We start from the raw sequence: 20,010 nt of genomic DNA, 5'->3' as shown, positions 1-20,010 counted from the left end.
AAATGCTTTTTCAAAGCTCGGGTCTGTCAGGTTCCATTTCATAACCGTATAAATCATATCCGCAGAAAAGGAGGCTTTGCTTCAAACATGGCTTCAAAACGCCCGGGGTTGAAATAATCCATATAGGGTGGCTCAAACCTCCTCCTCTAATACCCCGCCTGTTTCAAAAATCCTCGGGTGCAAAAAGCTAACTGGAAATAAATAACCAGTTAGAGTCATAAAAGGAAAAATTCTCAAACCAGAAGAAGTGTTGTCAGATCAAAACTCAGATCAAAATAAACGTTCAAACTAAAAGAAAGTATCATCAAATCAGAGTCATACAGTTTTAAATATTCTTCAATGATGAACTGATTCTTGTGGGATTTTTCAATAGCTACGACTGGAATACTTTAAGTTTAGGTTCTAAGTTTCCATTTTTCCTTTACTTTTATCCATATTGGAATCTTGCCCTCATTAAGGGTGAGAATCCTTTCCATTTACCAGTACTGAAACACCGTTTGTTGAAATAAGTAAATAAATTATAACAAAAATTAGTTAGGCCACTATCGGTTTTAAATGGTCTTGCTTTGTCTACGATATCACATATCAAAGAAAATATCTGTTTCATTGTATTATCCGTCTCAGGTGTAAAACCTTTTTTCAAGAAGTTTACATTCTTCTTGAAAATCTCTTCTGCATAAGAAATCGCTTTATGAGACGCTTCTGAAAGTTCCAGATTAGAGTCAAATTTTCGTATCTTTTGAATATATGCAACAGCACTGATGGCCGTATAAGAACGGATCAACTGACAGATCTCATTGTACACAACCCTGTCATTATCTGGGATCTCTTCAATAGAGTTAAATTCCTCATAATATCTCTTGCTAACGTTTTTTAATTGATGAAATCTTCCCAATAGGTTTCCAAACTTTTTTTCCAGCCTTTTTTGATCCAATCTCCATCAACATACAATGTTTTGCCAAAGGCAACTTTTTGATCCAAAAGTTCTTGCTTTGAAAGTTCTGCTTGTTTTTGTTCATATAACCATAGTGAAGTTGCACAAGGAGCTCTTCCACAGAAGGCTATCAAGCCCTATGTATATGTTTCTCCAATTAGTCGAGAATTGTTTAGACTGCATCGTCCATCATATCTAACATTCATTTGTTTATCCTAACGTTCAGAACTGTAATTTGCAGAACCAGGAACATCAATAATCTGATCATGAAAAGGTTTCTTACAAGCAGGACAAAACCAGTATGTAACATTGCGAGCTATAGTGTCGTGACTTGACAAAATAAAACGAGTGTAGTAAGAGTTCACATGTAATTTATTGCCACAATCATCAAAATGAATAGGAGATAATACGGAGAACATAGGTTAGTATCGATTTCCAACCAAAACTTTTGGCAAAGGAATCATTATTTTACCGTCAACTACCGTTTTTATCATTGACTTATCTATTGCGACGTTTCCTTTTCCCATAAATAGAGAAATTATTAAAATATAATTAAAATTTTACTGTTTTGTACGATTTAGAGAGGAAAATCTAAAGACCAGAAAATAATAAAAAGTCTCAAAATTTTAATATAATATAGGCTGGAGCAGAGTATCGATTTTAGGTAAAGAGGGCAAAGTTTGAGGCCGATTTATTAAAGAGGGCAAAGTTTGAGGTCGATTTATGGTACAAAATCGATAGCTTTCGGGCAAGAAAACTCCTTAACCGATGACCAATGGATGCCTCTATAATTTCGCTTTAGCTGAAAGAAAAGAAGTGTGGGAAATCGAACAGAGAACTGTAATGTACGTAGAACAACAGAATCAGCTTCCAGCATTGAAAGAAAAATTCCCTGAGTACAATATTGTATATTCCAAAATATTACAATCAGTGTTGAAAAAGCTCGATGCTAATTATAAATCATTCTTCTCACTCTGGAAAAATGGTGATAAGTCTGCAAGACCTCCAAAGTTCATAAGTGGAAAATACTTTATGACTTTGGTTTACAATCAAAGCGGATTCAAAATCAATTGTGGTAAAATCAGTTTCTCTCATTAGGTAAATGAAATTCCATTATCTTTTGAAGTCGGAAACGTCCGTGATTTGTTGGCAATCAAGCAGATAGAAATCTACAATTATGATCCGTACAAGGGTAGAGGAAATTTCGTTGTATCAATAACATATGATGAAAATCCTATAAGTCCTATAACAGAGTATGTTGATAACGATTTGTATCAAGCAATAGATTTAGGAATCACGAAAATAGTAACAGCAGTAAACACTCAAGGAAAATTCTTTGAAGTTAAAACACCACGTTCAGATCAATACTGGAATACTAAAATAGATACAATCAAATCCAGAAAAGATCACTGTAAAAAAGGAAGCAATAGATGGAATAGACTGCACAAAACATGTATAAAGATGGAAGCAAAAAAGTCTAATCAGATAAAAGATTTTCAACATAAGCTTTCTAAAACCATGATTGAAAACACCAGAGCCAATACAATAATTGTTGGTGATCTGAATGTAAAAAAAATGGCTCAATCAAAGAAAGTAACTGGAAAAAGAAAACGTTCTCAGAATAGATCAACCCAGAATCAAGGATACCTTTCTCGTTTCATCGAATTCTTGACCTACAAAGCAGAGCTTACAGGTAAAAGAGTAATAAGAATTGATGAAGCTTATACATCAAAGGAGTGCTGTATCTGTGGAAAAAGACACGGCATGCCTCTTTGGGAAAGAATTATGATATGTGATTGTGGAAACGTTATTGATAGAAACAATGTTATCAACATCATGAAGTGATTCTTATCACAAAATGCTTTGCGGACAGGCTATCAGAAATTTTCTGATAATCTTCGACAAACAGGATTACAGATGGATACTTGCATTATGCAAATATCCAGGTGACGTAATTACTCGAAGGAAGCTCCGTCCTTGCTTTCATCAGAAAGCAGGACGGGGTAGTTCACGCTTATTCCTTGTTTAGTTTCCCTTTATCGCTTCTTTATCTTTCTATCTCAGATAGGAACAACTTTCCTGCCGTATGCGTCATTTAGCACTTCCCCAAGGCCGGTGTACAGGGCTCCAAGTCCCATGATAAGTCCATCATAGCCGGCTATGACGAGCAGGCCTGCGTTTCCTGTGGCGTTTACGATAGCCAGCAGCATGAACAGCAGAAAGAGGGTCACAAATACGAACATTATCGCTTTGCTGCCCAGTTTCAGGGTGGCTATAAGCATAACGAAGGTATAAATTCCCCAGAGGAAGAGGTAGGCTGCAAGTGACATAGGTTCAGGGCCTGCAATCCAGCCGATTTCGGGCATGAGTATAAGACCTGCAAGGGAGAACCAGAACAGGCCGAATGCGCAGAAGGCTGTTCCTCCAAAAACACTTCCCTTTTTCCAGGCCATTAAGCCTGCAAAGACCTGGGCAAAGCCGCCGAGGAATATTGCCATAGACACTATCATCGAGTCCACAGGGTAAACACCTATGTAACTAAGGCTCAGGAGGACTGCTGAAAGACCAAGACCCGTAAATCCCAGAGGTGTAGGGTTTGCGGTCCTGTCCTTTATGTCTGTTATCATTTCCTGTGCTTCTACCATCAATATCACTCCCCGGATTTTTCTCCGGAATTTTAATGGAAATTTTTAATTCACTGGAGATTTTCAATTCACTGGAGATTTTCAATTCACTGGAGATTTTCAATTCACTGGAGATTTTCAATTCTAATTTTGATTATCACAAGCAGTAGCACTACTGAAAGGTTCTGTACGGAACCTTTTGAGTCACGAATATGATGAAAAGAAAAACAATTCTGTACAGTTCCCTTTCTCATTCCTTTTGTGACAGTTCCCTTTCTCATTCCTTTTGTGACAGTTCCCTTTCTTATTCCTTTTGTTATTCTTTTTGTGTCGGAACCCCCCGGTTTGTTCCACCCCCGAAGACATATTATTATAAAATATATCGCTCCACATATATTTTTTCTTATTTTTATACTAATATTAACATAGAATCTTTCCTCCGGTTTTTCATTCCATGCATCCTTTTTCCATTAATTTTAAATCATCCTGAAACTTATGGGAAAACAGATGACCCCAAAAATTCTTGTTACCAATGATGACGGTGTTTATTCCACAGGCCTGAAAGCTGCTTTTGACAGCGTTTCAGATCTGGGGGAAGTTACGATTTCGGCTCCTGCTGTCCAGCAGAGCGGGGTCGGACGTTCGATTTCTATCTTTGAGCCTCTCCGGATTACAAAAACAGACGTAGGAGGCGCACCTGCTTATGCTGTGGGCGGCACTCCAACGGATTCTGTAATTCTGGGCATCTTTACTATCCTCAAGCAAATGCCAGACCTGGTGCTCTCTGGCTTTAACATTGGAGAGAATATCAGCACGGATACGATCACCACCTCCGGGACTATCGGAGGAGCCCTTGAAGCTGCAAGCTATGGCGTTCCGGCAATTGCCGCCTCCATGCAGGTGCTTGACGAAGGCCAGAAATTCGACGATCCCAGGGACTACCATAGGGAACGCTTCGAAGCCGGGATTAAAATCGTAAACAGAGTGGCTCGAAACGTCCTCAGGTACGGCATGCCTGAAAATGTGGATCTCCTGAACATTAATATTCCCTATCATGCTGAAGAAGATACTCCGATAGAGATAACCCGCCTTGCGAGGAAGATCTTTAAAACTGATGTGGAAGAGCGGTGTGACCCCAGGGGAAGGCCTTATTATTGGATTGCAGGGGACCTGATCCGCGAAGAAGAGGAAGGGACTGATGTGCACGCTATCATGCAGAAAGGGCACGTCTCAATAACTCCGATCTCCCTGGACTCGACGGCAAGAATAGAGTTTTCAGAGATCGAAAAATATCTCTGAGCCTTTGAGTCCTTAATAGTCTCTAAAATAGAAGGACAGGCTCACTGAAAAAAGAATAAAATAACTTTCCAAAAAGTAGGAGAAGAGCTTTCCGACAAAAATACTGGTTTTTTTTCCATCTCAGCCTGAAACCCTGTTTGTTTTTTGTTTTATTCTTTTTCTACTTTTATGGAAATTTCTTTCCATTCGTCGTCAACTGCGTGGAGTGACTCAACCATCGCTTTGACCACGTTTCCTAAGATTTTCTGGATAAACTCGTTCGTGGGAATTTTTTTGTCATCTACTAAAAGTTCTATTTTCACTTTTTTTCCTCCTAATTTTCCAGAGTTTTCTCCTTTTCTTTCATTACTTTTTTATGTCTTCTTTTGTTTTTTTCCTTATTTCTATTTTAGGAGTACAGTAAGGTTTCCTCCGGCTTACCGCAAGTCTGAGCAGTTTTTCGATCTCTTCGGGGTTCTTTGCTTCCCGGGCATCAACAAGGTTATCGTGTACAAGCAGGCAGGGTTTTAACTTCCCATCGGCAGTGACCCTGAGCCTGCTGCAGTGGGCGCAGAACTCTGAATTGTCCATTGGCTGCACAAATTCTACTTCCACCCCGTCGATAATGTATTTTTTCCGGTGGTGCAGGTGCCGGACTCTTACCTCGCTTGCTCGTTCATCGAGGCTTTTTTCAAGGGCTTTTGAGTCAATAGTATACTTTGAAAGTTGAGGGTCAATATCCATGAGTTCGATCAACTGGAGGATAACTTTTCCTTTATAAGGCCGGACAAAGTCTATCATTGTATCGATCTCATTGTCGTTTATACCTTTCAGAAGCACCATATTCAGCTTTATCGGTGTCAGTCCAGCTTCAACTGCACTGTCGATGCCTTTTATGACTTTCTCAAGAGAGCCCTTTGGGGCTCTGGTAATCGCTTCATACTTTTCGGGGACAAGGGAATCCAGGCTCACATTTATTCTGTCCAGACCCGCAGCTTTCAGAGTTTTTGCACGCTTTTCAAGCAGGATGCCATTTGTGGTTGCTGAGACTTCTTTCAGAGGAGGGAGACAGGCAAGGATTTCCTCAAAGTCCTTTCTAAAAAGTGGTTCTCCCCCTGAGAACTTTACTTTGCGGACTCCGAATTTCGCTGCTTCCCGGACAATCCCGCAGATAAGCTCCGGACTCATCTCGTGTCCTACGGGGCCACAGGTGCAACAGTCTGCTCCTTCATTATGGCAGTACATGCAGGAAAGGTTACACCTTTCGGTAATGGATATGCGGAGCCCGGTTACTTTGCGCCCGTAAGGGTCAACCAGGATTTCTGTTCCTTTTTTTTCCGGAAGCGGGGAATTTTTCCCTGAATTGTTGTCCTTCATATTTCTCTGGCGTATTTATATTATCTAGGTAATAATATTTTTTGGTAGAATAATGATCTGGTTATCTGGAATTACCAAAAGTGCAACGATCAAATGTATAATGGCTAAAAAGAATATTTGATAGTGATATGTTTCATCTACTATAATACATAATTGTAGCTAATATAAATTGGTAGCGCATATTTACTTAAGGTTAATATTCATGTATGTCGACGCTAATACCCCTCATATTTTTTCAAATTTGTGACAATCTGCTATATCAAAAAAATCATTTTACTGATATAATATCAACAAAATGACCAATAGTCAAGTATTGTTTTCCTATCCTGGCAGGGGTTCGAAATATGGATTATTTCTCGAAAATTTGTTTCATTGTTTGCATTTCTTTTTTGAAACTTCTATAAAATGCTCGAAACAGCTTGATTAATAACCTTATATATATTAATTTATACAATAGTTACCAAATGACAAAAGGAATACTTATAGCAGGAACTCATAGCGGAGTTGGAAAAACCACAGTTTCCATGGGTATTATGGCTGCCCTTAAGCACAGGCAACTAAAAGTCCAGCCTTATAAGGTAGGGCCGGATTACATTGACCCTTCCCACCACACAGCTATCTGCGGGCGTTCTTCTAGGAATCTGGACACCTATATGATGGGGACGGAAGGGGTGAGGCAGACAGTTGCCCGTACGTCTGCAGACGCTGACATTGCTGTTGTTGAAGGGGTCATGGGGCTCTTTGACGGGATTGACTCTACGGAAATTGCAAGCTCGGCGCACGTTGCAAAGACTCTGGATATTCCGGTGATTTTGGTAATCAATGTCCATGGCATGTCCAGAAGTGCCGCAGCTCTTCTGAAGGGCTATTCAGAATTCGATCCGGAAGTCAGGGTCGCAGGCGTTATCCTGAATCAGGTAGGCAGCCTTCGCCATGCAGAACTTGTAAAGAATGCGCTTCCGGGCAACATTCCTATCATCGGCACAATTCCCCGAAGGAAAGAAATTGAGGTTCCTTCAAGGCACCTTGGACTCTACATGGCGCATGAAAAGGATTACAACACTGCGGAAATGGCATCTTTTATTGAAGAAAACGTTGACCTTGATGCGGTGCTTGAACTTGCTGAGCCCTGTTCCGTTCCGGAAGTTGATGTAATTCAGAAACAGGGAACAGACCTCAAGATCGGAGTTGCCTGGGACCCTGCTTTTTGTTTCTATTATCGGGATATGTTTGATGCATTCGAGGATAACGGAGCAGAAGTCGTATTTTTTAGCCCTATGGAAGGTGATGTTCCGGATGTGGATGGGATTTACCTCGGAGGCGGCTACCCTGAACTCTATGCAGAAGTCCTTGAAAGTTCGGAAACCACCCGGAAACTCAAAGGGCTTGCAGCTGACGGCCTGCCCATTTATGCGGAATGTGGTGGCCTGCTCTATCTCTGTGGGACCTATGAAGTTGATGACAGGACTTATAAACTGGCTGATGTTGTGCCTGCAAATACCCGCATGACAAACCGTCTGAAAGCTCTCGGATATACCGAAGCCCGTCCTCTCGACAAAAACTTCTCTTCCCACAATATCAGGGGGCATGAGTTCCATTACTCCATCACGGAATGCGACAGAGATTCCAGGTTTGCATACGAAATGATCCGTGGGAAAGGCATACAGGACGGTTTTGACGGGCTTATCGAGCACAATACCCTCGCAGGGTATATGCACTCTCATCCTGCCAGTTTCCCGGTAGGTAAGTTCGTGGGAAAGTGCAGGGAATACAAAAGACGGTAAAGTTTCAGGACTTAGATCATGTTCAGGACTTAGATCATGTTCAGGACTTAGATCATGTTCAGGACTCAGGTAAAGATTCAATGGCTTACGTAATTGCCTGTAAAACGGGCAATCTTTTATTTTTCATAGCCTTTGTATTTAATTTTCATAATTTTTGTATTGAAATATGCCTCTTCTGAACGTTGTTTTGTGCTATGCTACAGAAAAGATGAGGATTGGTTCCTCGGATTCGCATTACAGGATGTGATTCCAAATCACCCATAAGCTACTTTGGTCAAAAGCCACGGTAGTGAGTGTTATGGGAAAAAGCGAGGCTGTGACTTCGTCAGGTGCATGCTAGGGAGCTGAATGAAACTGAACCAGTGTTGACGTATCGAACGATGATGTCATCAAAACCAGGTGGTGTGATAGGTGGCGTGATAGGTGGCGTGACTAACCTGGGATGAGTCTGGAAGATACCCTGTTTACTGACCAGGTGGTGACCGGTATAGCTGGCAGGAACCTAGTGTCTTTGCAATTTATTATGGTGCATAAGGTTTAGACATTTTCTCATCAGCAACTTTTCCCGTTAAATCAAATAGATTTTTCATTTCTCAATCCTCCTACTTTTTCATTATCTTTTACGTAATTCGGCATTTTTAAATGTTGGTATGTTTGACTATTTGGTCTCTAATCGAATTTGATACTTTCAGCTTGCTAGGCTGAGATTTATAAATACCGAAGTAATTTTTAGGAATAGAGGCAATTTCTTAAAATGGATACTGAAAATGGATACTGAGAAGATTTGTTGAACGAGGTTTCACCATTGTATTATCAATGATTTGGAACAATGAATATCCAGTATCGTGCTCACCGCAAAAGGAGGGAATTAAATGAAATTTATATGTCCACTTATTGTTGTCAACAATATGGAAATTTCCAGAAACTTTTACGAAAAAGTTCTCGATCAAAAAGTACAGTGTGATTTTGGTGAAAACGTTTCATTTGAGAGTGGTTTTGCGATACATTTAAAGTCGCATTTTTCAGATTTGATAAACATAAACAAAAAAGACATCATTCAAAAATCAAATAATTCTGAATTGTATTTTGAAGAAGAAGATTTAGATAGTTTCCTTCAAAAGCTGAAAGACGTGAATTCCATTGAATATGTACACGGAATAAAAGACCAGCCCTGGGGACAGCGGGTTATCAGATTTTACGATCCTGATATGCATATTGTTGAGGTTGGGGAACCAATGGAAAGCGTAGTAAAAAGATTCCTGAGTGAAGGATCGTCGGTAGAAGAAACTGCAAAACGCACTTTAATGCCAGAGGAATTTGTCAGACAGTTTTTATAATCAGCCAATGGCTGGTAACCTTTCATTTCTCTTTAATTTCATTTCTCTTTTTCATTTCCCTTTTTCCCTCCCTCTTCTTTTTCTTTTTCTTCTCTCTGTTCATTTTCTTTATTTTTTATAAATGTTTTTCTCTCGTAATACCCCAGAGGATGGCTAATTTTCTCGCAGAGCCTGTCTTTTCCGATACAGTTGCCGTAGGTCCTCATAGTGTCGCAGGCAGGGGGTTTGTATACGTTGCCTGTAGCGCCTGCGATGTGTTCTATCTGGTAGAGGGTTTTTTCCGCATCAAAATCAGGAGAGATGTTGAAAAGGTTTAGGATTTCATCCACTGACATCCCCACGTTCAGCAAGAATGAAGTCATTGCAAAACGCATCGAATGGGCAAGGTTAACCCCTCCCTGGACGTTTGCAAGGGCATGGGAAATGCAGGGGGGGAAGAGTTCGGGCTCGACAACCCCAAAGTTCGTAGCTCCGAATTTCTTTTTCTGAACCTCAAACTGTTCTTTTATCTCGGAAACATGGGGGGAACAGAAGCTGGAGACTTCGGGAGGGATTTCCGAGATCGGGAAGGACTGTTCGATTCTTTCCCTGACTGCTTCTTCAAGAAGCCTTGCAAACTCTTCCTTTGTTATTTTTATCTTACCTGCCCTGAGCTGGCGGTTTGTCAGTTTCCAGGTGGGGTCTTTGAGGGAATTTGAAAAGCGGATATAGTCCGTAAAATGCATACTGAAATAGGAGTCTCTGAAATCTGCCAGGATTCCAAAGTCTTCCCCGAATTCGAGCAAAAAGTCCGGGGTTTCGTTTCTCAAAAAAGTATAAGCAGCCTTGGCTTCTGCCAGGGCATAGCGCCGGGTAAAGAGCTGGTCATCCACACAGGCAACCAGCATCCTGGCAAAGGGATAGGAAAGGAGTTCCGAGAGCACCTGGGCTTCCCCAGATACAGGGGATTTTTTAATTTCTCCTTCAAGAGCTTCTTTTGCCCTTTCTATTCCACGGGCTCTTGCAGCCCTGTAAGCTCGCGAATTGAGCAGGCTTTCCAGAGAAATTCCCAGGTTTCCAACATGGGCAGATGCTTCTGAAATAAATGGGTAATATGCAAGTTTTTCGGCCTGCATGCCATCCTTAGTCTGATTCTATTCTCGGAGCCAGGAGGTAAGATATTCTTCCTGCACCGTTTGCAATTTCAAAGTCAATCAGGACAGGGAAATCTCTGCCAAGAGAGAGAGTAACCTCATTTACCTTGTTTGTGGGCTTGACTATATCTGTCAGGTAGTCAAGGGAGAAGAGGGAACAGGCTTCACCTGCTTTAAGGTCAATTAACTGGTCTCTGCCCATCTCCAGGCGGACTTTATCGGTATCGCCCTTAGCTTCTATATAGAAAGTATCGCCAGAAACTCCCATGAGCATATGGTCGCTTATTTTTTCCGCGGCTTTTACGGCACGCCTGAGGTCTGCACCATTCAGGACAACTTTGGCAGGCAGCTCGAGTTGGGGAACTCTGGGTTCTGCACGGATTGTCGAAGGATCCAGAAGAGAAAGAGTATAGGACAGCCCTCCTACATCAATCAGGAGTTTATTGCTTCCTTCTTCAAGTTCCATTCGGACTGTATCGCTCCTTTCCGCAATTCCCAGAAGGTCGGTAATCTTATTCAGGTCAATCCCGATCTCACACTCATCAGCGCTGTATTCATCAAAAGCCGATGATCCAAGCTCAAAAATTCCCATTGCAACGTTAGCAGGGTCAACTGCTTTTACCGAAATACCTTCGGGTTTAATCTTGAATCGAACCTCATCTACAATTACAGCCAGTGCGGCAATCGCGTCTTTCAGAAGCTCTGCATTAATTGCTGCCTTGAACATGATTCTTCTCCATCAAATAAATTTAAGCCTTAAACTCCTTATCTATCCCTGGATATATAAATTTCCTTACAATTTGGTATTTTTTATCCTTTTGAGGAAAATTTTCCGAATCGGAATAAGTAGCCATATATGGAATCGGGATAAATTATTAGATTCAAAGTCCCGGCAACTATATAAATCTTGGTCAGAAAATCAGGAAGTTTCAGGCTCTGTCTGAGACATTAAAGAAGTTCTGACCTGAAAATTCGTTTTCCAGAAGTATATTTTCCAAATAAGAAGGGTCCGGCAGGAAAAGGGTGTGGAATTTAGTCGTATTCTCTCCAGGTAAACCCGCATTTCGTACACTTCAGGAAACGGGTTTCGGATTCGTCTGCAGACCTGAGTTGTCTGAGCCACCAGGCCGCAGTATTGTTCCCGCACTCCGGGCACTTTACACTCGTTGTTGGCAGGCCTGAAGTCTGTTCACCTTCGAGTACCACTACTTCATGATCGTCAATTTTGGCTTTGGAGACGAAATTCTTTGCGTTATTTTCAATCGGTATTATGTTCCCACACTTTCTGCAATGGTAGTTACCATCTTTAGGAAACATCATACTTTTGCATTTGGTACAGAACTGCATTAATATCACTTTTTGCGTCATTTATCATTTTATTGTGGTCAAAAGCCAGCTCAGGAATTGAATCGAGCTCAAAAAGTTCAACGGCATCAGCGTCAGAACCCGATTCTAAATTTCCGTGTCCTTGTGCAAGATAGCACACTGAGACCGTATGTCTCCTGGGGTCGCGTTCAGGATCGGAATAGACACCGACGAGTTTGAGAATCTCTACAGAAAGGCCCGTTTCTTCAAAAGCTTCCCTGAAAGCTGCGTTTTCTGTACTTTCCCCGATTTCAACGAAGCCACCAGGAAGGGCAAATTTTCCTTCATAAGGAGGATATTTTCTCTTCACCAGAACAAGCTTGTTTTTAAAGAGAATTACAGCATCAACAGTTAAGCTGGGGGTATTATTTTTCATAAAACGCCTTCACAGTTCACTTTCCGGGAGATCTTTTCTCTCTGCCAATCTACTTCCTGATTAGCTTTTTCTGGCGTTTTGCCAGATAAAATAATATATTATTATTGTGCATATTGTAGAGACTCGTCATCATATTTCAATTATTCTTCTCAATTTTTTTATTCTTCTCAATTCTTTTTTGAGTTGTTCTCCGGTTTTCTATGCTTTGAGTCAAGTCTCTATCAAGCAGAAAATCCCCTTATGCAGTAGTCTCTATTAAAGGTTTCTCTTTTATAGATTACCAAAAAGCTCTTTATCTCTTTTTTTCATAACTTTTTAATCCGGAGAATTTTTCCTATAAAAAAATGCTTCATAATCCGTTATTTTTCTATAATAGAAATTTGTTATTTATCTACAGGGCTCTTAACATCATTAAATGCCTGACTGCAAATATCTGGGCAGGTATTTATATATCTAGAGTTAGGTCAGATGCTTGTAATCCACAATGTTCAATAGTTTTACCCTGAAACCGTCTGCATCATGCTATCATAATGCCGAAACTGCCTCATCTGGTAGATATTATCTTTCAGGTATGTATCTGCAAGCGCTATGCAATAGTTTCTAGGGGATAATTATTCACAAGACTGTAAAAGTCGTTATATCAAAGTAAAATCCATAACCTTTGAATTCCTTAATACTTATGCTTATGAAAACTTTAAGTCCTTTGTAGAAGCTCTATGGAAATCTATTAATTATTTTATAGAATTCCATGTTCTACTTTCCGGAAACTTCAGAGTTTGTTCGGGATTTTCCAATATCAAAAAAGAACTATAGAATCTGGAATATCTTCGTCCCGGGCAAAAAGGTGCGTGAAAAATGATAGAAAGTGTACTCTGGCTCGCAGTTGGGTTAATGATAGCGTCGTCAGTTATCCCCAGAACCTTAAGAGTTAGTAAACTGGTAGGGGGAATAGGGTGGGGTGTGTTTTCCATCCATTGGGGTTACCAGCCTCTCCACTATGTTGAGACCTTGGACTATGCCAATGTGGTCCTTACGTTTGTATTTACTCTGTTCTGCTTACTTGTGGCATATATAATGTTTCGGGAGTACAGGGAAGGTCCTCTTCTTATTCAAAAGAATCGAGAAGTGATGCACTCGGAAGTTTCAGCTAAGATTGAGGGAGGTTCCCTTGACATAACTTCAATGCTTACAAGTGCAAGTGCTCTTGGTGCTCTTGTTTATTTCCCTTTTGCAAATTTCTCTTCCCTGAATACCTGGATTATTGGAAACGTTACTTCACAGGTTCTCTGGGTGCTTCAGTACTTCGAGATTCCGGCATACATGAAAGCCTGGAATATGATAACTCTTAATGGGTATACTGTTGAGATTATCCTTGCCTGTACCGCAATTGAAAGCATTGCTCTTTTTATGGGGCTAATAGGCGCGGTCAAAGCTCCCCTGAATCGTCTGGTTATGGCTTTCATTGTATCCGTACCTGTGATCTATGTGCTCAACCTTATCAGGGACATTTTTGTGGTTGTAGCTTATGGAGAACAGTGGTTTGGGGCTGATAGTTTCATAATTGCTCATAACTATATTGCAAAGGCAGGATCAGGGGTCGCTCTCTTTATAATTTCATATGCAGTACTCAAGATTCTCCCTGAGTTGCTGGGAATGATCGATGGTCTCTGGGTCATACTTTCCGAAGAATTGAAATATCTGCTGCGTAGATTTGCTAGGGACTGAGATCAATGATTGCAAAAGGATCTGAACCCTGGCTTTTTACAGTTGCTTCTGTAACTGCCCTGTTTGCCATTCTCTCTAGGGCGATGGATAGTTTACCCTTCCTCAATCATGCAGCTCAGATGGGGATGGCACTAACTTTCTTTATGGTTGTCTTTTTCAGGGATCCTGAAAGAAAGGTAGAAATCTCTGACACTTATATGATCTCCCCTGCTGATGGTACGGTTATCGACATCAGAGACAGAAAAATCTGCATTTTTATGTTTCTTCAAAATGTACATGTAAATAGAGCTCCGATTTCCGGAAGAATCAAGGAAATTACCTACAAGAAAGGGGGTTATCTCCCGGCTTTTTGTAAGGATTCGGAAAGGAATGAAAGAAACGAGTTTATTATCCATAGCAAGTACGGGGATGTAGAGGTCACACAGATTGCAGGCATCATCGCCCGCAGGATTGTCACATATTCCAGTGTGAATGAAGTTGTTGAACAGGGGCAACGTATCGGAATGATCCGTTTCGGGTCAAGAGTAGATGTAACAATTCCTCATGATTTTGACATTACAGTTCGTAAAGGGGAGCGAGTGCTTGCAGGCAAGACCGTTATAGCAACAATAAAAAATGACAGGGACTTTTAAATATGAACGTATTTCAAATGTTAAGACTCCCGGACCTGGTCTCTCTTTTGAACCTGATCTGCGGGATTGGTTCCATTGCAGTAGCTGCCCAGAGCAACTCTTTTGGTTTTGCTTTGATCTTACTCCTGATGGCGGCTGTTGCAGACGGGGCAGATGGATACATTGCCCGCAGATTCAAAGGGGGAGAACTTGGGGAGCAACTTGACTCCCTGGCAGACACAGTCTCTTTTGGGGTTGCTCCTGCTCTTCTCATATTCCTGGAATTCGGAGAAAATGAACCTCTTGTTGCGATATTTGCAGTTTTTTATGCTGTATGTGGTGTGCTCAGGCTCGCTCGTTTCAATTCTACGATCTCTACCCCTAAGAATGGGTTTGAAGGGCTTCCTATCACCGCAGGCTGCATTATGCTGGTTGCGTACCTTTTGCTTGGCGAAAGTGTCGTAAGGATCGACTTCCTTCTGGCTCTGACTCTTGCCCTGTCTATCCTTATGGTGAGTTCCGTAAGTTATCCGAAGATAAAGAATATCAAGATTCTGGCTTTTATAGCTGCGATTTTTGGGATAACTGTTTTCCTGTACTTTATTAATCTGGAGTATATGCGGCTTTTTTCTTTCCTGCCCTTCATTCTTATGCTTACTTACCTGTTCTCTCCTTTCCTTAAGGTCCCTCTGATCAGTCCTGTTAGCAGTAAAGATCAGGGGCACAAAAAGGGACTGAAAGCTGGAGGGGGAAAAGAAAAGCAGTAAAGCCGGTTCAAAGATTACTGTAGTTTTGGACTTAAATATTCACACTTAACCCCCCGATATCTGGTATTTTACTCTAATTTCTCATCACATCGAATCGACAAGATTACATTGGATTAACAAGGGGAAGTTTATTTGACCGAAAACAAAATAACCGATAGGGATAACGCACTTTTCGAGGCAGGAATAAAACTGGGAGCTCTCTACCATCAATTTACAGGTTCCCCTGTAAACCTGAAAACAGTTTCAAGTCTTGAAAAGGCTATTCAGGAAAGCATTTCAGTTCAGCCTTTTGTAGAACAAATTTCGGTAAAAATTGACCGGGACCTTTTAAAAAGTAAGTTAAATAGTGAGTTCGGATACACCGAGCTTCAGGGTCCCATGCTTGAAGTTAAAATCACTGTAAAATACGGCTTTTCACGGGTGAAAGTCGCGATGGAATTCGACTTTGAACTTAATTATCCATTGATGAAAATTGAAGATATTGAATAAAATTGAAAATTTGAATGCCTAAAAAATCAATTATTAATTGAAGAAATCAGGGGTTTTTAAACCTCTGTTTTTGAAGTTTCAAAAGCCCTGACTACCTTTTCATTCTGTTCAGAAGTACCGATTGTTACCCTGATAAGGGAATCTCCAGCTTCCCTGAAAGAATCACAGGAGCGCACGATTATTCCTTTTTCCATAAGGCTTTCTGAGACTTTTTTTGCTTTCAAAGGAGCAACATCTACGAGTACGAAGTTTGCCTGTGAAGGATAAACCGTAAATGGGATGTTTTTTCTCAGGTATTCCCTGCCTTCCTTTGCAAGATGTATGCTTTTACTCAGATGGTCTTCATCCGAAAGTGCGGCTACTCCTGCTCTTAAAGCCAGGAGACTTACCGAAAACGGGGTGGCTGCTCTTGAATACTCTTTTACGAGCCATTCAGGCATTATCCCATAGCCCAGGCGCAGGCCAGCAAGCCCGAATGCCTTGGAGAAGGTCCTCCCAATCGCAAGGTTGTCATATTCCTTTACGAGCCCGGCAAGGTTCCTGTCTGCAAATTCAACATATGCTTCGTCCACAAACACAAGGGCATGGGTATTTTCAACGATTTTCCTAAGGTCGGTTTCGGGAAGGAGGTTGCCTGAAGGGTTGTTTGGGGAGCAGAGGAAAATGATCTTTGTCCTGGACGATACGGCTTCAAGGATCTTTTCAGGGTCCAGGGAAAAGTCGGAGTCTCGCCTGATAAAAATCGGTTTTCCCCCGCAAGCTCTGGCAGGCAGTTCGTAATAGGCAAAGGTCGGGGTAGGGACAATAACCTCGTCTCCCTTTTCAATGATTATCCTGCAAAGCCCGTCAAGCAGCCCGTCCATTCCGGGTCCGGAGGCGACAATGTTCGATACTGGAAAACCTGTGTATTTAGAGAGGGCTTCTCTCAGTTCCCGTGCATCGGCTGAAGGGTAGATATTTACTCCGGGAGCTGTTTCTACAAGAGCCCGAACAGCTTTTGGGGAAGGTCCCAGAGGGTTTTCGTTTGAGCCAAGTTTGATAATCGAAGTCGGATCAAGCCCGTAGGCGGAAGCTATCTCTTCTATGGACTTTCCGGGAACGTACTCTGCAATATCAAAGATTTCTTTTTTTATCAGTTCAGGCCTGCTCAAGAACATCAACTACCGTATCGATCTGCTCTTTTGTTATCACAAGTGGGGGGACAAGGCGGAGTACCGAGTCCGAGGTGCAGTTTAGAAGCACGCCGTGTTCCCTTGCAAAGTCAACAAATTTGCTGCAGGGGTACTTGATCTCAACTCCTATCATAAGCCCTTTCCCACGAATTTCCACAACGTCATTCCTTGTCATGCCAGCGAGCTTTTCCACAAAATAAGCTCCCATTTTCTTTGAGCGCTCCAGAAGTTTTTCTTCTTTAATCACTTTAATCGCAGCAAGAGCTGCCGCACAGACAAGAGGTCCTCCTCCGAAGGTAGAAGCATGCTGCCCACGCCCGAAACTGAGCCCGTCGCGGGCTGCAATAGCCCCCATGGGGAGCCCTCCTCCTAAGGCTTTTGCCATACTCATAATGTCAGGCTCGACTCCGAACTGTTCTTTGCAGAACCAGGTGCCTGTCCTTCCAAAACCTGTCTGCACTTCATCAAATATCAGGAGAGTGCCGGTTTCATCACAGATTTCCCTTACTTCTTTTAAGTATTCGGGACCCGGTATGTTTACCCCGCCTTCTCCTTGAATGGGCTCAAGGATTACTGCTGCGGTATTTTCGGAAATTGCCTGCCTGATAGCATCGGCATCGGAATATGGGACAAAGGCGGTTTCGGAGCTGACCGGTGGCATGAATGGATCCCTGTACATGTTTTTGTGGGTCACGCTGAGTGCTCCTATAGTCCTCCCGTGGAAGGAGTGTTCGGCTGCTACAAAAGTGCTTTTTCCCGTAGCCACACGAGCCAGTTTCATTGCAGCCTCTATGGATTCAGCTCCCGAGTTGCAGAAAAAGACGCGCTCCATTCCTGTAATCGAGACAAGGGTTTCCGCAAGTTCTGCCTGGATTTCGGTATAATATATATTGGAAACGTGAATAAGTTTCTCTGCCTGTGCCTGGATTGCTTTAACAACTGTCGGGTGGCAGTGTCCAACGTTATTGACTGCAATGCCTGCCACGCAGTCGATATACTCTTTCCCGTAGATATCCCGGACAATTGTTCCCTTACCTTTTGAAAGCACAAGGGGCTGGTGTCCATAGGTCTGCATTACATACTTTGAGTCTTTTTCTATAACGGAATTGTACCTTGCTTGCAGGTCCCCGGATTCAATAATGTTTTCTGTCAAGTGAATTCCTTTCCTTGAATTTGTGATCATAAATTTATCTCAAATGTTAATGTTGAAGTCTTTTCTTGGAGTTTAATTATTGTTTCAGCCGTATTTAGTTTCAGCCGTATTTAGTTTCAGCCGTATTTAGTTTCAGCCGTATTTATTATCTTAATGGGCTGCTGGTTTCTATAGACTGTATACTTGAATTTAATAATTTCCTGATTAATGGGCTTCTCAGTTTAAGCTTTTCTACTACCTTCGCCAGAAACCAGATAATTTCCCCTGCTTCTCTGAGAACTGATTCCTTGAGAATTAATTCCCTGAGAATATTGCCGACTATTTGCTGCCCTTTCTCTGAAAAAAGAAAATTTTCTGCATTATTTTTCATGTTCTATGGAATTTTCCTGTATAAAACAAAATCAGGATTTACAGAAAGACTTGATATTTCAGGAGCAGTTTGTCTTGAATAATTCTGGGCGGAATATTCTGGTTTCGGGAACTTCAGACTTAAGGCAGAATTATGATCAGTTCTGATGCTCTCCGGCTTCATGTCTTCTTCTTCTAAATCTTCTCACTCCTACAGTGCGCCGGGTCCTCCCTAACGCCATGGTCCTGGCAGACATTCCTTCCCTGCCAGGCACAAAGCCGTCTTTAGCCTTTACACTGGTTTTAATGAGCGAGTCAATCTCAATTATGCCCAGAACTTTCAGAAGGTTGTCTTGAGATCCTGCTCCCTTTATTTCTCTTGGAATCACTTTCCCTAAAGCATTAACTTCTGCAAGAACTGGCTTTTCTGCAGCATCCCTTAAGAAAGACACTCCTGAAGGTGCCTTTATCGTGCCGTCTACCCTTGCGTTTTCATGCAGTAAGACAGACTCGGCTTTTATTCCCCCGAAGACCCTGGTGTTTCGGCCAATGTGTACCTGTCCCTTTGAAGATAGATTCCCATAGATAGTGCTGCTGTCTCCTATGCTGATTTCACTCTCGGAATAAACACTTCCCTTCAGGGTCAGGTCTTTTCCGGTTTCGACAGATTGTGCCTTCAGGTTTCCTATTAAATAACAGTTGTTTCCGATAACTGCGTCCCCACCAACTTCAATGGCTTCAGGAGAGATTTTTGTGCCTATGGGTATGACGAGTATTTTTTCAGCGGGCTCCTTCCCATCAGACTCTTGGTCCTCTTCGGAGTCGTCAAAAAGCTCTTCCAGGGCTTTTTCTACTTCCTCTCCCCTTCCAAGGCGCATCATTTCCCTTATGTACAGAAGCAAAAACATGATTACAGGGACCGGGTTCCTGACAACGATCCAGCCTTTGGCTTCAAACCCTCCTTTGATTTTTACTTCCTTTCCTACGTCCAGGTCCCCTTCGACGGTCAGTTTTCCTTCAATGGTAACGAATTCTCCCAGATAGGCGTTTTTACCGACTTCTACTCTGCTCCCCATTTTTGACCACATGTCAATCCTGGCGTCAGAGCACGCTACCACGTCTCCGGAAACAGCAACCCCTTCTCCCATAATGATCATATCTCCAGATATGCCGTACTGGATGCTGGAGTGGTTACCGATAATAATGTCTCCCTCAACTATAATCCTGTTTGTTTCTATTCTGGTATTATCGGGAACCAGAAGGTGCTTTAGAATCTGCTCTGGCTCTGAGATGCTTTCACTCTCCGGAGAAACTGTTTTCTGCTATCTAGTGTTAAGGTTTCAGAGTGTGGTTTTTAAAACCGCGGTGCTGAAAACACAATTATTTATCTTGCGAGTAGTATTCATTCAAAAATAACTATCTATGATATATTCTTATCCATTTTTTCCGCTTATGATGGCATTTTTGAGCAGTAAGGACAACATCTTATATATTATATCTAGCTATATGAAAATTTGTATATAATGTAAAAATACCT

At 41.7% G+C, this 20,010-nt stretch carries 21 protein-coding genes; 9 read left to right on the top strand and 12 right to left on the bottom strand.

Features of this window, described 5'->3' with window-relative positions:
• Nucleotides 1-427 precede the first annotated feature (427 nt).
• Nucleotides 428-934, bottom strand: a complete 507-nt coding sequence (locus MSWH1_RS20415) for a hypothetical protein (protein ID WP_048130047.1) — start codon at nt 932-934, stop codon at nt 428-430.
• 768 nt (nt 935-1,702) lie between these two features.
• Here MSWH1_RS20415 and MSWH1_RS17705 point away from each other — a divergent pair.
• Both MSWH1_RS17705 and MSWH1_RS17700 read left to right on the top strand, forming a co-directional pair.
• Nucleotides 1,703-2,032 (top strand): hypothetical protein, encoded by a 330-nt coding sequence (locus MSWH1_RS17705; protein ID WP_052722780.1) that lies wholly within the window; start codon nt 1,703-1,705, stop codon nt 2,030-2,032.
• Nucleotides 2,033-2,080: 48 nt separating this feature from the next.
• A complete protein-coding gene (locus tag MSWH1_RS17700; RefSeq protein ID WP_197074606.1) occupies nt 2,081-2,779 on the top strand; it encodes an RNA-guided endonuclease TnpB family protein in 699 nt (232 codons plus the stop codon).
• A 215-nt stretch (nt 2,780-2,994) separates the two neighbouring features.
• Here the strand turns inward: MSWH1_RS17700 and MSWH1_RS16820 are convergent, their stop codons facing one another.
• Complete coding sequence (locus tag MSWH1_RS16820; RefSeq protein WP_048130046.1) at nt 2,995-3,579, bottom strand: acetate uptake transporter; 585 nt, start codon at nt 3,577-3,579, stop codon at nt 2,995-2,997.
• Between the two features lie 474 nt (nt 3,580-4,053).
• Between MSWH1_RS16820 and surE the strand changes: the two genes are divergently transcribed.
• The gene (gene surE / locus MSWH1_RS16815) at nt 4,054-4,857 is read left to right on the top strand and encodes a 5'/3'-nucleotidase SurE (RefSeq protein WP_048130045.1); all 804 of its coding nucleotides are present in this window, start codon (nt 4,054-4,056) and stop codon (nt 4,855-4,857) included.
• A 149-nt stretch (nt 4,858-5,006) separates the two neighbouring features.
• Here the strand turns inward: surE and MSWH1_RS19770 are convergent, their stop codons facing one another.
• Together MSWH1_RS19770 and moaA are read right to left on the bottom strand one after the other, a co-directional pair.
• A complete protein-coding gene (locus MSWH1_RS19770; RefSeq protein WP_197073987.1) occupies nt 5,007-5,159 on the bottom strand; it encodes a hypothetical protein in 153 nt (50 codons plus the stop codon).
• A gap of 43 nt (nt 5,160-5,202) precedes the next feature.
• A complete protein-coding gene (moaA, locus tag MSWH1_RS16810) occupies nt 5,203-6,213 on the bottom strand; it encodes a GTP 3',8-cyclase MoaA (protein WP_048130044.1) in 1,011 nt (336 codons plus the stop codon).
• A gap of 464 nt (nt 6,214-6,677) precedes the next feature.
• Here moaA and MSWH1_RS16805 point away from each other — a divergent pair, with 464 nt between their 5' ends.
• The gene (locus tag MSWH1_RS16805) at nt 6,678-7,997 is read left to right on the top strand and encodes a cobyrinate a,c-diamide synthase (RefSeq protein WP_048130043.1); all 1,320 of its coding nucleotides are present in this window, start codon (nt 6,678-6,680) and stop codon (nt 7,995-7,997) included.
• Nucleotides 7,998-8,869: 872 nt separating this feature from the next.
• Nucleotides 8,870-9,334 (top strand): glyoxalase/bleomycin resistance/dioxygenase family protein, encoded by a 465-nt coding sequence (locus tag MSWH1_RS16800; protein WP_048130042.1) that lies wholly within the window; start codon nt 8,870-8,872, stop codon nt 9,332-9,334.
• A gap of 38 nt (nt 9,335-9,372) precedes the next feature.
• Here MSWH1_RS16800 and priL read toward each other — a convergent pair whose 3' ends face one another.
• The 4 genes from priL to MSWH1_RS16780 all read right to left on the bottom strand — a co-directional run bounded on the left by priL (nt 9,373) and on the right by MSWH1_RS16780 (nt 12,208).
• Complete coding sequence (gene priL / locus MSWH1_RS16795; RefSeq protein WP_048130041.1) at nt 9,373-10,449, bottom strand: DNA primase regulatory subunit PriL; 1,077 nt, start codon at nt 10,447-10,449, stop codon at nt 9,373-9,375.
• A gap of 7 nt (nt 10,450-10,456) precedes the next feature.
• A complete protein-coding gene (locus tag MSWH1_RS16790; protein ID WP_048130040.1) occupies nt 10,457-11,194 on the bottom strand; it encodes a DNA polymerase sliding clamp in 738 nt (245 codons plus the stop codon).
• Nucleotides 11,195-11,499: 305 nt separating this feature from the next.
• Complete coding sequence (locus MSWH1_RS16785) at nt 11,500-11,814, bottom strand: transcription factor S (protein ID WP_048130039.1); 315 nt, start codon at nt 11,812-11,814, stop codon at nt 11,500-11,502.
• Nucleotides 11,774-12,208 (bottom strand): NUDIX hydrolase, encoded by a 435-nt coding sequence (locus MSWH1_RS16780; RefSeq protein WP_048130038.1) that lies wholly within the window; start codon nt 12,206-12,208, stop codon nt 11,774-11,776. Before MSWH1_RS16780 ends, MSWH1_RS16785 begins: the two co-directional genes overlap by 41 nt.
• A gap of 855 nt (nt 12,209-13,063) precedes the next feature.
• Here MSWH1_RS16780 and artA point away from each other — a divergent pair.
• From artA to MSWH1_RS16760, 4 genes are all read left to right on the top strand, one after another.
• On the top strand, nt 13,064-13,933 hold the full coding sequence (gene artA, locus MSWH1_RS16775; RefSeq protein ID WP_048130037.1) for an archaeosortase A: 870 nt from the start codon (nt 13,064-13,066) through the stop codon (nt 13,931-13,933).
• Nucleotides 13,934-13,938: 5 nt separating this feature from the next.
• Nucleotides 13,939-14,565 (top strand): phosphatidylserine decarboxylase, encoded by a 627-nt coding sequence (locus MSWH1_RS16770; RefSeq protein WP_048130036.1) that lies wholly within the window; start codon nt 13,939-13,941, stop codon nt 14,563-14,565.
• 2 nt (nt 14,566-14,567) lie between these two features.
• Nucleotides 14,568-15,311 carry an archaetidylserine synthase gene (locus tag MSWH1_RS16765; RefSeq protein ID WP_048130035.1) on the top strand — a complete coding sequence of 248 codons (744 nt, stop codon included), beginning with the start codon at nt 14,568-14,570 and terminating at the stop codon, nt 15,309-15,311.
• A gap of 132 nt (nt 15,312-15,443) precedes the next feature.
• Nucleotides 15,444-15,800 (top strand): dihydroneopterin aldolase family protein, encoded by a 357-nt coding sequence (locus MSWH1_RS16760; RefSeq protein ID WP_048130034.1) that lies wholly within the window; start codon nt 15,444-15,446, stop codon nt 15,798-15,800.
• A 56-nt stretch (nt 15,801-15,856) separates the two neighbouring features.
• Here MSWH1_RS16760 and hisC read toward each other — a convergent pair whose 3' ends face one another.
• The 4 genes from hisC to MSWH1_RS16740 all read right to left on the bottom strand — a co-directional run bounded on the left by hisC (nt 15,857) and on the right by MSWH1_RS16740 (nt 19,630).
• Entirely contained in the window at nt 15,857-16,957 is a 1,101-nt protein-coding gene (hisC, locus tag MSWH1_RS16755; protein ID WP_048130033.1) for a histidinol-phosphate transaminase, read from the bottom strand.
• A complete protein-coding gene (locus tag MSWH1_RS16750) occupies nt 16,938-18,155 on the bottom strand; it encodes an acetylornithine transaminase (protein WP_231585514.1) in 1,218 nt (405 codons plus the stop codon). The genes hisC and MSWH1_RS16750 overlap by 20 nt, the downstream gene beginning before the upstream one ends.
• Before the next feature lie 115 nt (nt 18,156-18,270).
• Nucleotides 18,271-18,495, bottom strand: a complete 225-nt coding sequence (locus tag MSWH1_RS16745) for a hypothetical protein (RefSeq protein ID WP_048130032.1) — start codon at nt 18,493-18,495, stop codon at nt 18,271-18,273.
• A gap of 136 nt (nt 18,496-18,631) precedes the next feature.
• Nucleotides 18,632-19,630, bottom strand: a complete 999-nt coding sequence (locus tag MSWH1_RS16740; RefSeq protein ID WP_231585513.1) for a hypothetical protein — start codon at nt 19,628-19,630, stop codon at nt 18,632-18,634.
• Between the last annotated feature and the right edge of the window lie 380 nt (nt 19,631-20,010).

The organism is Methanosarcina sp. WH1 (genome assembly GCF_000970005.1).
Lineage (GTDB): Archaea > Halobacteriota > Methanosarcinia > Methanosarcinales > Methanosarcinaceae > Methanosarcina.
The sequence above is the reverse complement of the archived record's forward strand: the minus strand, read 5'-3'. Positions and strand labels throughout refer to the sequence as shown.

Bases quoted from the DNA above. Each gene is read 5' to 3' on its own strand.
- MSWH1_RS17705 (WP_052722780.1), top strand. From the start codon at position 1,703: ATGACCAATGGATGCCTCTATAATTTCGCTTTAGCTGAAAGAAAAGAA.
- MSWH1_RS16820 (WP_048130046.1), bottom strand. From the start codon at position 3,579: ATGGTAGAAGCACAGGAAATGATAACAGACATAAAGGACAGGACCGCA.
- surE (WP_048130045.1), top strand. From the start codon at position 4,054: ATGGGAAAACAGATGACCCCAAAAATTCTTGTTACCAATGATGACGGT.
- moaA (WP_048130044.1), bottom strand. From the start codon at position 6,213: ATGAAGGACAACAATTCAGGGAAAAATTCCCCGCTTCCGGAAAAAAAA.
- MSWH1_RS16805 (WP_048130043.1), top strand. From the start codon at position 6,678: ATGACAAAAGGAATACTTATAGCAGGAACTCATAGCGGAGTTGGAAAA.
- MSWH1_RS16800 (WP_048130042.1), top strand. From the start codon at position 8,870: ATGAAATTTATATGTCCACTTATTGTTGTCAACAATATGGAAATTTCC.
- priL (WP_048130041.1), bottom strand. From the start codon at position 10,449: ATGCAGGCCGAAAAACTTGCATATTACCCATTTATTTCAGAAGCATCT.
- MSWH1_RS16790 (WP_048130040.1), bottom strand. From the start codon at position 11,194: ATGTTCAAGGCAGCAATTAATGCAGAGCTTCTGAAAGACGCGATTGCC.
- MSWH1_RS16785 (WP_048130039.1), bottom strand. From the start codon at position 11,814: ATGCAGTTCTGTACCAAATGCAAAAGTATGATGTTTCCTAAAGATGGT.
- MSWH1_RS16780 (WP_048130038.1), bottom strand. From the start codon at position 12,208: ATGAAAAATAATACCCCCAGCTTAACTGTTGATGCTGTAATTCTCTTT.
- artA (WP_048130037.1), top strand. From the start codon at position 13,064: ATGATAGAAAGTGTACTCTGGCTCGCAGTTGGGTTAATGATAGCGTCG.
- MSWH1_RS16770 (WP_048130036.1), top strand. From the start codon at position 13,939: ATGATTGCAAAAGGATCTGAACCCTGGCTTTTTACAGTTGCTTCTGTA.
- MSWH1_RS16765 (WP_048130035.1), top strand. From the start codon at position 14,568: ATGAACGTATTTCAAATGTTAAGACTCCCGGACCTGGTCTCTCTTTTG.
- hisC (WP_048130033.1), bottom strand. From the start codon at position 16,957: ATGTTCTTGAGCAGGCCTGAACTGATAAAAAAAGAAATCTTTGATATT.
- MSWH1_RS16750 (WP_231585514.1), bottom strand. From the start codon at position 18,155: ATGATCACAAATTCAAGGAAAGGAATTCACTTGACAGAAAACATTATT.
- MSWH1_RS16745 (WP_048130032.1), bottom strand. From the start codon at position 18,495: ATGAAAAATAATGCAGAAAATTTTCTTTTTTCAGAGAAAGGGCAGCAA.
- MSWH1_RS16740 (WP_231585513.1), bottom strand. From the start codon at position 19,630: ATGATCATTATGGGAGAAGGGGTTGCTGTTTCCGGAGACGTGGTAGCG.